A 13,600-nucleotide genomic window follows, 5' to 3' on the forward strand; every position below is an offset into this window, starting at 1 on the left:
ATTTTTGGCACGCTGTTGAGTTCTCAAGGAACGGACGCTTCCTTCGTACTCACCCTTTCGGGCTTTCCTTCGGGCGCTTCCCTTCGGTGTTTCCAGCTTAGCAGATCCGATTTCCGTTTCTGCCACCCGCTGGAGCGGGCTGCCGGGCTGTTCTCCGCTTTCGCGTTTCCCTTTCCGGCGGTTCCGACTCTATCAGATCCTTTCGGGCCTGATTCCCAGTCAGAGGGGTTTGTCTTTCCGGCCGCTCGGCCGTTCCGACGTTTCAAACTCTAGCGGATTTCCCGGGTGACTCATAATCGAGTCAATCGAAATGAATTTCGGCATGCCAAAATTCGTCCCGGTCGGGAGATCGTGCAGAGTTTGGTTGCCGCATGAGCGGCGGGAGTGGTCGTCGCAGAACCGTTCCGGCTCCGTGACAACTCGAAGAACCTTACGGATCGACCAGGGGTGTGTCAACTCACCCGTTCGTCCATCTGCAGGACACCTTCCAGACCGCCTTCCTGATCTTCCTGGCCGGGCGGCCAGGCGGCCAGGCGGCTAGTCCAGGTCGGTGAGCCGGCCGCCGGCGTCCGGCTGGGTGTGCTCCACGCGGCGCAGGACGCGGATGAGCAACTCGCCCAGGACTCCGCGCTCCTCGCTCGACAGGTCCTGGAGGAGGTCCTCCTCGAAGTTCGTGGCCATGCGCATCGCTTCCAGCCACTTCGAACGCCCTTCGTCCGTCAGCTCGACGATGACGCGCACCCGGTTGGTCTCGTCGCGGTCGCGGGTGACCAGGCCGTCGCCCGCCATGCGGTCGATGCGATGGGTCATGGCGGCCGGAGTGAGGCCGAGGCGCTTGGCGAGCTCGCCGGGGCCGAGGCGGTAGGGGGCGCCGGAGAGGACCAGGGTCTTGAGGACCTCCCACTCGGCGTTGCTGATGCCGAGGGCGGCGACCTGGCGGCCGTACGCGACGTTCATCCGGCGGTTGAGCCGGCCGAGGGCCGAGACGACCTTCTCCACCTGGGGGTCCAGGTCGCGGAACTCGCGCTGATACGCCGCGATCTGTTCGTCGAGGCTCGGCTCCTGCGCGGCCGTGGAGTGCTGAGTGGCCTGCGTGGCCCGCGTCTGGCGGCCGGGCTGCTCGGGGGTGTCGGACATGCGCCTCACTATCCCATGCATCGGGTTGGCTTCTAAGTCCTTCGATGTGTACTGTTAAGGCTCTAACTTTACTGTTGAAGTCTTGAGACTTCAGTCCTCCGCTCGACGGACCAACCGAAGCAGGTGAGTGTGACCAAGGCGATGGGCGCTGCGATGCGCCGGATCCAGGCAGGGAACGTGCTGAGCGCGTTCGGGCTCGGGTTCACCGTTCCGTATCTCTATGTGTATGTGGCTCAGGTGCGGGACCTGGGCGCGGGTACGGCGGGGGCCGTGCTCGCCGTCTTCGCCATGGCCGCGCTTGTCGTCCTCCCCTTCACCGGGAGGGCCATCGACCGGCGGGGACCCTTGCCCGTTCTGGTAGTCGCCGCGCTGCTGGCCTCCGCAGGTGCGCTGAGCATGGGGCTGGCCGGCAGCGTGCCGACGGCCGTGCTCTCCGCCGCGCTGCTGGGCGCCGGCACCGCCGTGATGCAGCCCGCGCTCGCGACCATGATCGTGTGGTGCTCCCGCCCGTCCACCCGGACCAGGGCGTTCGCCATGCAGTTCTTCCTGCAGAACCTGGGGCTCGGAATCGGTGGTCTCGTCGGCGGGCAGATCGTCGACGAGAGCCGGCCCGCCAGCTTCACCCTGCTGTACGGCATCGAAGCGGCGATGTTCGTCGTGCTGGCGGGGATCGCCGCGACCGTCCGGATGCCGGGTGCGCCGTCGATCCAGGACGCCCGGCCCGAGAACACCGAGGCGAAGGCCAAGGGCGGGCTGCGGACACTGCTCGGGCACCGGGCCATGGTGCAGCTGTCCGTACTGGGCTTCGTGCTGTTCTTCGCCTGCTACGGGCAGTTCGAGTCGGGGCTGGCGGCATACGGCACGGAGGCCGCCGGGATCGACCCGGCGACGCTGGGCATCGCCCTGGCCGCGAACACCGCGGTGATTGTGGCCGCGCAGTTCCTCGTACTGAAGTTCGTGGAGCGGCGGCGGCGTTCGCGTGTGATCGCCGCGGTCGGGCTGATCTGGGCCGTCGCGTGGCTCGTCGCGGGGTACGCGGGGCTCGGGCACGGCAGCCAGACGATGGCGACGGCCGCGTTCATCTCGACGTACGCGCTCTTCGGACTCGGTGAGGCGATGCTGTCGCCGACCGTGGCGCCGCTCGTCGCCGACCTGGCGCCGGAGTCGATGGTCGGGCAGTACAACTCGGCATTCGCGCTGGTCAAGCAGCTCGCGCTGGCGGTCGGCCCGGCGGTGGGCGGGCCGATGGGCGCGTCGCTGCACGGTCCGTACATCGTGACGTTCGTGCTCTTCTCGCTCGGTATCACCGTGCTGGCCATGAGGCTGGGGCGGAACCTCACGGCCGTACAGGACCAGCCGGCGCTCGCGTCGAAGTCGCGGATCGTCGCTCAGCACCGCCCCGAGCACGACACGCAGGACACGCAGGACACGCACGACATGCAGGACGCGCACGGCACACGGAGCAAGGCCGAGGCCTCCGCGTAGGTCCTTTTCGGACGGGACCTAGTCGGGCACCTGGTCGAGTTCCTGATCGGGGAGCGCGAACTCGCACCACACCGCTTTGCCGCCGCCAGGGGTACGGCGGCTCCCCCAGGACGAGGCGATCGTCGCGACGATGGAAATCCCGCGGCCCGCCTCGTCCTCCGTTTCCGCGCGGCGGCGGCGCGGCAGATGGTCGTCCCCGTCCGTCACCTCGATGATCAGGCGGCGGTCGGTGCGCCGGAGCCGCAGGCGCATGGGTGGCGTGCCGTGCTGCAGCGAGTTCGCCACGAGCTCGCTCGCGGCGAGCACGCCCAGATCGCGCAACTCCCCGGGGAAACGCCAGGAGGCCAGCACCCCCGAAGCGAAGGCACGCGCGCGGGGCGCCGCTTCGACACCGCCGAGCAGCTCCAGTGCCGCGTTGTGGAAGAGCTCCGCGTCCGAACCCGTGCGGGTGGGGTGCTGGAGGACGAGGACCGCGACATCGTCGTCGTGCTCCGCCGTCACGCCGAGGGAGCGGATGAGCCGGTCGCAGACCACCTGGGGGGTGCCGGTCGCTCCCGCCAGCGCGCGCTCCAGGGCGGCGACGCCTTCGTCGATGTCCTCGCCGCGCCGCTCGATGAGCCCGTCCGTGTAGAGGACGGCGGTGGAACCGGGCTGGAGGGCGATCGTGCCGGAGGTGTGGATCCAGCCACCGGTGCCGAGCGGGGGGCCCGTCGGCTCCTCGGCACGGTGGACCGCACCGTCCGCGTCGCGCACGAGGATCGGCAGGTGGCCCGCCGACGCGTACACGAGCCGTCCCTCGTTGGGGTCGTGCACCGCGTAGACGCACGTGGCGATCTGGCTGGCGTCGATCTCGGAGGCCAGTCCGTCGAGCAGCTGGAGCACTTCGTGCGGGGGCAGGTCGAGGCGGGCGTACGCGCGGACGGCGGTGCGCAGCTGGCCCATGACGGCGGCGGCGCGCACCCCGCGGCCCATGACGTCCCCGATGACGAGGGCGGTGCGGCCCGCGCCCAGGGTGATCACGTCGTACCAGTCGCCGCCGACCGCGGCGTCGGTGCCGCCAGGTTGGTACGTGGCGGCGATCCGCAGGTCGTCGGGCTGCTCCAGCTCCTGCGGGAGCAGGGAGCGCTGCAGGGTGACGGCGGTTTCGCGGTGGCGGCGCTCGCTGGCGCGCAGCCGCTCCGCGGCCTCGGCGTGGTCCGTGACATCGGCGGCGAAGACAAGGACTCCGCTGACGACTTGGCCGTCGTGGCCGGGGGCATCGGCGGGCAGGCAGGTGACCGTGTACGAACCGCCGCCCTGGAAACGGCGGGACTTCACGGTGCGGGGCCGTCCGCTGCGCAGCACCTGGTCCATCAGCGGGAGCAGGCCCAGCTCGGCGAGTTCGGGGCAGGCTTCGGCGGCGAGGGAACCAGTGGGACGGGGGCCGAACGCCGCGGCGTAGGCGTCGTTGACGTACGACACACGGTGCTCCGGGCCGTGGACGAGGGCGACCAGGGCGGGCAGGGGGCCGAGCAGCTCCCGCACGGAGAAGTGCTCCAGCGTGGGCGCGGAGGGCGCAGCGGGCGAGCCGGGCGCGCCAGGGGCGGCGTCGGCGTCGGCTTCGGTGGCGTCGGTGGCGTCAGGCAGGCGGTCCGGCCGCCGGTCGTACTCGCCGCGGGCCGCGGGCACGGAGCCACGGTCCATCCGCGCTGCGGCGCGACGCTGCGTACCGGGGAGCCGGGCGCTCCAACGCGTGAAGTTCACGGTTTTTCTAGCCTCGTGGTGTCGTTGCTGATCGTCTTGCGCGGCTGCGCCCTCGTACGCACGGGCGGCAGCATCCTGGTCGTCGTGGTGGCCGCGCCCCGGGGACAGGTCACTCTGTGCAGATGTCGGTCCACCTATCGTCACACGTCCAGTGTGACCGACCGCACCGACAGCGGCGTCAGTCCTTTCTGGGCTCCTCCCCCGATGCCGGGCCCGGCTTGTCCGTCGGCCGCGGTGCGCGACCGCTTCTCGGCGGGTCCTCGTGGCGGCGTGTGAGGGGCCTGGAAGGTACGGCTCCCGCGGCGAGTTCGAACTCGGCGCGCGGATGTTCCAGCGAGCCGAGCGAGACGATCTCACGTTTGAAGAGACCGGACAGTGTCCACTCGGCGAGGATGCGCGCTTTCCGGTTGAAGGTGGGCATGCGGCTGAGGTGGTAGACGCGGTGCATCAGCCAGGCGGGATAGCCCTTGAGCTTACGGCCGTACACATGCGCCACGCCCTTGTGCAGACCGAGCGAGGCCACGGATCCGACGTATGCGTGCGCGTACTCCTTGAGTGGCTGCCCGCGCAGGGACGCGACGATGTTCTCGGCCAGGACCTTCGTCTGACGGACGGCGTGCTGGGCGTTCGGCGCGGTCTCCTTGCCGGGCTCGTCCGACGTGACGTCCGGTACGGCGGCGGCGTCACCGGCCGACCACGCGTGTTCGACCCCTTCGACGGTGAGCCGGGCGGTGCACTTGAGCCGGCCGCGCTCGTTGAGCGGCAGGTCCGTGGAGGCGAGGACGGGCGCGGGCCTGACGCCGGCGGTCCACACGACCGTGCGGGTCGGGTGCCGGGTGCCGTCGCTGAGGACGGCGACACGGTTCTCGCAGGAGTCGAGACGGGTTTCCAGCCGTACGTCGATGTTGCGGGCGCGCAGCTCACGGATGGCGTACCGGCCCATCTCCTCCCCGACCTCGGGGAGGATGCGGTCGCTCGCCTCGACCAGGACCCATTTCAGGTCCTCCGGCTTGATGTTGTGGTAGTAGCGCGTGGCGTAGCGGGCCATGTCCTCCAGCTCGCCGAGCGCTTCGACGCCTGCGAAGCCGCCGCCCACGAAGACGAAGGTGAGGGCCGCGTCGCGCAGGGCGGGCTCGCGGGTGGAGGAGGCGATGTCCATCTGCTCGATGACGTGGTTGCGCAGGCCGATGGCCTCCTCGACGGACTTGAAGCCGATGGCGTACGTGGCGAGGCCGGGGATCGGGAGCGTGCGGGAGATCGAGCCGGGGGCGATGACCAACTCGTCGTACCCGAGCTGGATCCCGCCCGTGCCCTCCTCCGCGGTGGCGAGGGTCGTGACCGTCGCGGTGCGCTTGGCGTGGTCGACGGTCCTGACATCGCCGATGAGGATCTTGCAGCTGCTCAGGACGCGGCGGAGCGGGACCACCACGTGGCGGGGCGAGATCGCGCCGGCCGCCGCTTCCGGGAGGAACGGCTGATAGGTCATGTACGGCTCGGGCGTCACCACGACGATCTCGATCTCGCCACGCCCCAGCTCCGCCTTCAGCTTCTGCTGGAGTCGCAGCGCCGTGTACATCCCCACGTAGCCACCGCCGACGACGAGAATGCGCGTGCGCGGCGAGGAACCGGGGGTCGTGTCCCGGGAGTATGCAGCCTTCACCTTCCCATGACGCAACGGCCTCAGGAGTTTGTCCACAGCCCCGGCAAATTGTGTGACCGCAGGTTTTGGCCGGGCAGCACCTGGCCGGTTCCCCGCTACAGGGGAAGGTGCGCAGGTCAGCGGGGACAAGGGGGGTGGAGGGAGGGGGCGGAAACAGGAACGTTCCGGCCCTTGCTCCGATCGGGGGGCGCACCGTACGGAACTGCCCCTTCTGAATTGACCCCGACTCAACTATGTTCGTACCTCGTCGGGGTGTCGGGTCGGTGACTCGTCTGATTCACCCGACTGTCACGGCGGGGAGTCTCCGGGGGGAGACGACATCATTACCGGGGGAACGCTCATGCACATTCAGGATTCGCATTGGCCGACCGCTGTCGCCACCGACGTCGGTGGGAACGGGCGGATGGCGACGACTGCGGCCGGCCGTTCGGCTCCGCTGCGCGTGGACGCGCAGCGCAATCTGGAGCATGTTCTGCGCGCCGCGCGTGAGGTGTTCGGCGAACTCGGCTACGGGGCGCCGATGGAGGACGTGGCGCGCCGGGCGAGGGTCGGCGTCGGCACGGTCTACCGCCGCTTCCCGAGCAAGGACGTGCTCGTACGGCGGATAGCCGAGGAGGAGACCTCCCGGCTGACGGAGCAGGCGCGTACGGCCCTGGGCCAGGAGGAGGAGCCGTGGTCGGCGCTCTCCCGGTTCCTGCGCACGTCGGTCGCGTCGGGTGCGGGCCGGCTGCTGCCGCCGCAGGTACTGCGCGTCGGTGTGGACGTCGAGGACTCGACGGTCGTAGCGGAGGCCCCGCGCGACGAGGCGCGGGTGCCGCAGCAGCGGCTGGGCATCGCCGGTCAGCCCGAACTGCGGGTGATCGCACCGCGTCCGGCGTCGACGGCCGAGCAGGACGACGCGGGTGCGGGCGAGCTGCTCGAGGTCGTGGGGCAGCTGGTCGACCGGGCGCGCGAGGCCGGTGAACTGCGGGGCGATGTCACGGTGGCCGATGTGCTGCTGGTGATAGCCACGGCCGCGCCGTCGCTGCCCGATGCTGCGCAGCAGGCCGCGGCGTCGGCCCGGTTGCTGGACATCTTGCTGGAGGGTCTGCGCTCTCGGCCGGTGTGACGACGGTCGGTGTGACGCAGCAGTTGTGACGACGGTCGGTGTGACGACGAGGTCGGCGCTTGGGGGCGGGGCGCGGGGGCGTGCGGTCTGTTCGGACTCCCCGAACGGGCGAACCCTCGTGCTCGGTTTCGGGAGGCCTCCCCGGATGAGTGGTTGGTGCGTCCGGGGGAGTCCTGACCGTTGCCGCTGTATGGCACTCTTGGCCGGTGTTCGGGTCACTGGGTGCGTACGGGAGCTTCCGCGATGAACGGTGACGATCGGGACGAGCCACTCGCCGGGGCAGTCGGCGCGGAGACCGGCGGGCTGCCTTCGCAGCAGGTCCCGAGCCAGGGCGGTCCTGGGCATTCCAGGAGCGCCGGCCGCTCGTCGGGTGCCGGGCGACCGGTGGACGCCGACGCGAGCGTGCCGCCGCAGCGCACAGGCGGCAGCGGGGCCACCGCCGCCGATCTGCCGCCTTCCGACGCCGACTTGGTCCAGCGGATGCGTGAAGGCGACGACAGCGCGTACGCGGAGCTGTTCCGGCGGCACTCGGGCGCGGTGCGCCGCTACGCACGCACGTGCTGCCGTGACGCCGACACCGCGGACGATCTGACGGCCGAGGTGTTCGCCCGGACGCTGCAGGCAGTACGCGGCGGCGCAGGGCCGAGCAGGCCGTACGGGCCTATCTGCTGACGACCGTGCGCCGGGTTGCCGCCGCCTGGACGAAGTCCTCGAAGCGGGAGCAACTGGTCGAGGACTTCGCGGTCTTCGCCGACCAGGCCGCCCGCTCCTCCGAGGTGCCGGACCAGGGCACCCTCGATCTCGGCGCGGACGTCCGCGCGATGCACGAGGCCGACCGGTCACTGGCCCTGCAGGCCTTCCGCTCGCTGCCCGAGCGGTGGCAGGCGGTGCTGTGGCACACAACCGTCGAGGAGGAGTCGCCCAGCGACGTGGCGCCGCTGTTCGGCCTCACCGCCAACGCCACGGCGGTGCTCGCCAGCCGCGCCCGTGAGGGGCTCAAGCAGGCCTATCTGCAGGCCCATGTGAGCAGCACGCTCACCTCGGGCGGCGACTGCGCGCAGCACGCCGACCGGCTCGGGGCGTACGCCCGGGGCGGGCTGCGGATGCGGGCCGAGCGGGGGCTGCGCAAGCACCTGGAGGAGTGTGCCAAGTGCCGGCTGGCCGTGGGGGAGCTGGAGCAGGTCAATGCCGGGATCCCCGCGCTGCTGCCGGTCGCGGTCATCGGCTGGTTCGCCGCCGGGTACTCGCTCAAGGCGGCCGGGATCGTGGCGGGCGCAGCCGCGGGCGCGGCGGGGGCGGGTGCCGCCGCCGCCACGGCCGGATCGGGGTCGGCCACCGCGGGTTCCGGTGGTGCGGGCGGCGTCGCGGCCGCGGAGGGCCTGGCGGCACCGGTGAAGGCCGGGATCGCCGCGGCGGCGGCCGTAGCGGCCACCGCCGGGCTCGTGTGGGCGCTGTCGGGAGATCCGGCAGCCGCGCCGAAGCCCGAGGCGAAGCGGCCGGCCGCACAGCCCGTCGTACCGCAGCCGCCCGCCCCTTCGCCGAAGGCAGAGCCCTCGGCTCCGCCTTCGGCCTCCGCGCCGGAGCCGTCGCCGAAGAAGCCCTCACCCGCGACGGCCCAGAAGCCCGCACCGGCCGTCCCGGAGCCCCCGGCGACCGAGCCCGCACCGCCGGAGCAGAAGCCGAAGCCCGCCACGCCCACGCAGAAGCCGGCGCCGAAGCCGACCCAGGTGCCCCCTCCGCCCACGGTGCCCGACCCGACCGTCTACCAGGTCAACCGGCTGAAGTACGGGGCGTTCGGTGACCACACCGAGCCGGAGGTGCGGCTCGGCGAGAGCAGCTGGCTCTGGCAGCGCTGGGGCATGTCCATCGACGGCACCCGGTACGGGCACGGGATCTCGGTCCGCGCCAAGTCGTCCGTGACCATCGACCTGAACCGCCGGTGCACCTCGTACGACGCCCTGGTCGGGGTCGACGATCTGAACCTCGGCCTCGGCGCAATGCGGTTCTCCGTGTACGGGGACGGAGCGAGGCTGTGGCGGTCGCCCGTGCTGCGCGGCGGCGACCCGGCGGTGCCGGTGAGCGTCGCTCTCTCCGGGCGGAAAACGATCCGGCTGGTGGTGGAGCCGCACACCCCCTTCGACTCGGTGGCACTCGCGGACTGGGCGCAGTCGCGGATCAGCTGCCACTGAGCGCCCGGCCCGGAACAGCCCGCGCGGATCAGCCGACCCGGATCAGGTGCCCCAGATCAGGTGCCCCAGATCAGGTGTCCCAGATCAGGTGCCGCTGGGCACCGCCGTTTCCAGGGCCTCGATGACCTGAGCGAGGGTGAGACCGGCGCCGACGGCGCGTTCGGCCTCGTACTGCTCCTCACCGAGGCTCGCGCGGATCCGGTTCTCGACGGCTTCCACCATGCGGCGCTCCGGCACGGACCGGGGTATGCCGGTCCGCCACGCCTCCGCCGCGGCGAGGATCCGTACGGCGAGCCGGTCCTCGCCGAGCAACGGCAGCAGGGCAGCGGCGCTCTCGGTGATGTGTGCGGTGATGACCTCGGCGCAGCGGCACTCCAGCGCGGCGCGCAGCGCGGCGGCGAGTGCGGGCACGCCGGTGAGGGCGCCCCCGCCCTCCTCGTGGGCGGCGATCCGGGCATCGAGAGCTCTGAGCGCCACGGCGAAGTGCGGCGGCGGCGTACCGGCGGCAGCGGCCGCCTTGGCTTCGTCGGCGAGCCGGCGGGCATGCCGGATCTCGCCGCGTTCCAGGGCGATCACCGAGCGGAGCGTCCGCACGAACGCCCGGGCGTCCTGGACGTTGCAGCGATCGGCCTCGTCGGAAGCCTCGTCGAGGCCCTTCTCGGCGGCCTCCACATCGCCCTTCCGGTAGGCGAGTTCGGCAAGCCGGGCCAGCAGGAACGGGGCCTCGGCATGCGCGCCGACTTCCCGGGCGAGGCCGAGCGCCTCGGTGTACGCGACGTGTGCGTCCTCGTACCGCCCGCGCATCATGGCCGCCTCGGCGATGGCGCTCGCGACCTGCGCGCGCATCCAGCGGTCGCCGACGCGGCGGCTGATGTCGCGCAGCTCGGCGAGGTCCTCGTCGATCGCGTCGACACCGCCCGGATAGTCGATGGCCATGTGCGTACGGAGCATCAGGACCACGCCCGTCTCCCAGTCGCCGCCGTGGATACGGCAGTTGGCGATGGATTCGTCCAGGAGCTCCTGTACCCGTTCGGGGCCGTCGGCGAGATAGCTGGCGAGGGGCCAGACCAGCCCGGGGAAGCGTGCGGCCTCCGCGCCGCCGGCGCGGAAGACGTCCCGTAGCCGGCGGGCTGTTCGCTGCGTGTCCGGATCCTCGAACGCCGCAGGCATCGCATTGCTCTCGTCGAAGAAGAGCTGCAGCAACCGCGCGTGCATACGGGGCCAGTAGCGGGGGTCGCTCCGGCCGCCGCCGACGTCCAGGTCCGGGTCCGGGTCCGGGGCGAGGGCGACCGTCCGCGTGACCCAGGCGAGCCCCTCGGGCCGGTAGTTGCGCAGCCACCAGAACCAGCTCATCGCGAGGACCAGACGGAGGGCGTACGGCTCGTCCTCGCGCCGTGCGGTCACGCGGTGGAGGGCGGCGCGGATGTTGTCGAGGTCCGCCTCCAGCCTGCGCATCCAGGGCAACTGTCCGGCCGAACGGATCTCCGGGTCGGCCTGCTCGACCAGGGCCGTGAAGTGGGCGGTGTGGGCGCGCTCCGCCGCGGCGCGCAGCTCCGGAGTCTCGGCGGCGCGCTCGGCGGCGTACTCGTGGATGGTCTCCAGCATCCGCAGCCGCATCTCGCCGTTTCCGTCGGGAACGGCTGTGACCAGGGACTTGTCGACGAGGGCGCCCAGCAGGGCGGCGGCGTCCCCACTTCCCGGGCCCACGCTCACCGCTTCGGCCGCGGTCAGATCCCAGCCGCCGGCGAACACCGAGAGCCGGCGCAGGGCCGAGCGCTCGGCGTCGTCCAGCAGCTCCCACGACCAGTCGACGACCGCGCGCAGGGTCTGCTGGCGCGGCAGGACGGTGCGGCTGCCGCTGGTCAGCAGGCGGAATCGGTCGTCGAGACGGTCGGCGATCTGGCGCGGAGTGAGCATCCGCAGCCGGGCGGCGGCGAGCTCGATGGCGAGCGGCAGCCCGTCGAGGCGGCGGCAGATCTCCTCGGCCGCCGCCCGGTCGTCGTCGATCCGGAAGGCGGGGTTCGCGGCCGCGCCCCGGTCGGCGAAGAGCCGCAGGGCCGAGTCCTGGGGCAGGGAGTCCACAGGACGGACGGATTCTCCGGGCACCCCCAGGGGCTCCCGGCTCGTTGCGAGGATCCGCAGCCGCGGGCAGTGGGTGAGCAGGGTCTCGGCGAGTTCGGCGGCGGCGCCGACGACGTGCTCGCAGTTGTCGAGGATGAGCAGCGGGCCGCGGTGCGCGAGGTGCTCGACGAGCCGGTCGGTGGGGTCGTCGTGGAGCGGCTGCCCCTCCCGGGTGATCAGGTGCGTCTCGCGCAGCCCGAGCGCGGAGAGGACGGCTCCGGGTACGGCGGTGGGATCGTCGAGCGGGGCGAGTTCGGCGAGCCAGGCGCCGGGGGCCGTGGCGGCGGCCTCCTCGGCGAGCCGGGTCTTGCCGGCGCCGCCGGGGCCGGTGAGGGTGACCAGCCGGGAGCGGGTCAGCTCCGCGCGGATGGCTTCGAGTTCGGGCTCACGCCCGACGAACGAGGTGAGCCGGGGCCGCAGGTTCCCCCCGGCCTCGGCGGGCGGGGCTGCCAGCAACTGCCCGTACAGGGCGGTCAATTCAGGACCCGGATCGGTGCCGAGCCCGTCGGCGAGGGTCCGGCGGACGTCCTCGTACGCGGCGAGGGCATCGGCCTGGCGGCCCTCGGCGCGCAGGGCGCGGATCAGCTGGACGCGGAAGGTTTCGTCGTACGGGTGCGCCGTGGTCAGCTCTTCGAGCTCGGGTACGAGGGTGTCGGCGGCCCCGTACCTGAGGTCGGCCTCGATGCGCTGCCGCACGGCCGCGAGCCGCTGGGCCTCCGGGCGGACGCCCAGATCCCCCTCGGGAAGGTCCGCGAGCGCGGGACCCCGCCAGAGCGCCAGGGCTTCGCGGAACGTGCCGGCCGCGGCGCCGGGGTCGCCCGCGTCGAGCTGGGCGGTGCCGGTACGGACGAGGCGCTCGAAGACGTACAGATCGATGTCGTCCGGTACGGCGGCGAGCCGGTAGCCGGCGGGGGTGGACTCGACCGCGCCCTTGCCGAGCGCGCGGCGCAGCCGCGCGACGAGTGCCTGGAGCGCGGCGGGGGCGTCGTGCGGGGGCTCCGCGCCCCACACATCCCCCACGAGCTCCCGTACGCCGACGGACCGCCCGCCCCGGTACGCCAGCGCCCCCAGGAGCGCCCGCAGCCTCGGACCACCGACCGGAACGGGACCGCCGCGCTCGTCGCGAGCTTCGGTGACACCGAGGATGAGATACCGCACGGCCCCATTCTCGCGACGCGGCACGGGGGGTGCGCGTGCTTTTCCGCGGCGTGGCGTTGCCGCGGGCCGTGACGCCGCGCAGGGTGGACTCATGACCCCATCGAGCGGGACTCCGCGATCCGTGCCTGTCGTCCGGCGCGGGCCCGATCCGGCCGACAGCGTGATCTGGGAGCCCAGTGAACGCTGGGTGCGCGGGACGAAGGACGACGTCACGGTCGTCGACAGCCACCGGCCGATTCTCGTGTGGGAGCCCGGCCGTCCCGTACCGCTGTACGCCTTCCCCGCCGAGGACGTCCGCACGGACCTGCTGCGAAGGACCGAACGGCCCGCGACCCGGCGTCACGCGGGAGCCACGGCCTTCTACGACCTCGTGCTCGACGACCGGATCATCAAGGCGGCGGCCTGGACGTATCCCGGTGAGGAGCTGGCCGGTCACATCTGTTTCGAGTGGTTCGGGCGGGACGTGCTCGAGCACTGGTACGAAGAGGAGGAGGAGATCTTCGTGCACCCTCGTGACCCTCACAAACGGGTGGACGCGCTGCCCAGCACCCGTCACGTCCAGGTCGAGATCGCGGGCACGGTCGTCGCGGACACGCGTACGCCGGTGCTCCTGTTCGAGACGCATCTGCCGGTCCGCTACTACTTCCCGCGCGAGGACGTCCGCCTCGATCTCTTCACCCGGACCGACTCACGGACTCGCTGCCCGTACAAGGGTGTGGCGACCGAATACTGGTCGTGGGCGGGCGCCGACGACGTACGGCCCGACATCGCCTGGAGCTATCCCGATCCGCTGCCGGCCGTGAACGTCATCAAGGGCATGGTGGCCTTTTACAACGAGTCCGTCGACATCATCGTCGACGGAGAGCGGCAGGAACGCCCGGTCACACTCTTCAGCAAACCGCCACGCTAAGGGCTGTCCCGTAATCCCCGGCGGGCGCACGACGACAGCTACGGCACCTCGCTGCGTTGTCGGATCGCCCGAATACGCCCAGTATGAGG

General features: G+C 71.7%; 7 protein-coding genes and 1 pseudogene. 4 read left to right on the top strand and 4 right to left on the bottom strand.

Annotation, left to right across the window (positions count from 1 at the left end):
• Positions 1-537: 537 nt before the first annotated feature.
• Positions 538-1,137, bottom strand: coding sequence for a MarR family winged helix-turn-helix transcriptional regulator (locus ACWGI8_RS26365; RefSeq protein ID WP_453664531.1), 600 nt, complete (start codon positions 1,135-1,137; stop codon positions 538-540).
• 141 nt (positions 1,138-1,278) lie between these two features.
• Between ACWGI8_RS26365 and ACWGI8_RS26370 the strand changes: the two genes are divergently transcribed.
• On the top strand, positions 1,279-2,622 hold the full coding sequence (locus ACWGI8_RS26370; RefSeq protein ID WP_453664539.1) for an MFS transporter: 1,344 nt from the start codon (positions 1,279-1,281) through the stop codon (positions 2,620-2,622).
• An 18-nt stretch (positions 2,623-2,640) separates the two neighbouring features.
• Here ACWGI8_RS26370 and ACWGI8_RS26375 read toward each other — a convergent pair whose 3' ends face one another.
• On the bottom strand, positions 2,641-4,365 hold the full coding sequence (locus ACWGI8_RS26375) for an ATP-binding SpoIIE family protein phosphatase (RefSeq protein ID WP_453664532.1): 1,725 nt from the start codon (positions 4,363-4,365) through the stop codon (positions 2,641-2,643).
• A 178-nt stretch (positions 4,366-4,543) separates the two neighbouring features.
• Positions 4,544-5,941, bottom strand: a complete 1,398-nt coding sequence (locus ACWGI8_RS26380; protein ID WP_453664540.1) for an NAD(P)/FAD-dependent oxidoreductase — start codon at positions 5,939-5,941, stop codon at positions 4,544-4,546.
• Positions 5,942-6,365: 424 nt separating this feature from the next.
• Here ACWGI8_RS26380 and ACWGI8_RS26385 point away from each other — a divergent pair, with 424 nt between their 5' ends.
• Together ACWGI8_RS26385 and ACWGI8_RS26390 are read left to right on the top strand one after the other, a co-directional pair.
• Complete coding sequence (locus tag ACWGI8_RS26385; protein ID WP_453664534.1) at positions 6,366-7,133, top strand: TetR/AcrR family transcriptional regulator; 768 nt, start codon at positions 6,366-6,368, stop codon at positions 7,131-7,133.
• A 243-nt stretch (positions 7,134-7,376) separates the two neighbouring features.
• Positions 7,377-9,322: pseudogene (locus ACWGI8_RS26390) on the top strand (sigma-70 family RNA polymerase sigma factor).
• Between the two features lie 84 nt (positions 9,323-9,406).
• On the opposite strand, the gene ACWGI8_RS26395 reads toward ACWGI8_RS26390, so the two are convergent.
• Positions 9,407-12,601: a BTAD domain-containing putative transcriptional regulator gene (locus ACWGI8_RS26395; RefSeq protein WP_453664536.1), complete on the bottom strand. Its 3,195-nt coding sequence runs from the start codon at positions 12,599-12,601 to the stop codon at positions 9,407-9,409.
• Between the two features lie 91 nt (positions 12,602-12,692).
• On the opposite strand from ACWGI8_RS26395, the gene ACWGI8_RS26400 reads away from it, so the two are divergent.
• Entirely contained in the window at positions 12,693-13,511 is an 819-nt protein-coding gene (locus tag ACWGI8_RS26400) for a DUF427 domain-containing protein (RefSeq protein WP_453664538.1), read from the top strand.
• Positions 13,512-13,600: the final 89 nt, after the last annotated feature.

The organism is Streptomyces sp. NPDC054841 (assembly GCF_053611045.1).

Bases quoted from the DNA above. Each gene is read 5' to 3' on its own strand.
- ACWGI8_RS26370 (WP_453664539.1), top strand. From the start codon at position 1,279: ATGGGCGCTGCGATGCGCCGGATCCAGGCAGGGAACGTGCTGAGCGCG.
- ACWGI8_RS26380 (WP_453664540.1), bottom strand. From the start codon at position 5,941: ATGTACACGGCGCTGCGACTCCAGCAGAAGCTGAAGGCGGAGCTGGGG.
- ACWGI8_RS26385 (WP_453664534.1), top strand. From the start codon at position 6,366: ATGCACATTCAGGATTCGCATTGGCCGACCGCTGTCGCCACCGACGTC.
- ACWGI8_RS26400 (WP_453664538.1), top strand. From the start codon at position 12,693: ATGACCCCATCGAGCGGGACTCCGCGATCCGTGCCTGTCGTCCGGCGC.
- ACWGI8_RS26365 (WP_453664531.1), bottom strand. From the start codon at position 1,137: ATGTCCGACACCCCCGAGCAGCCCGGCCGCCAGACGCGGGCCACGCAG.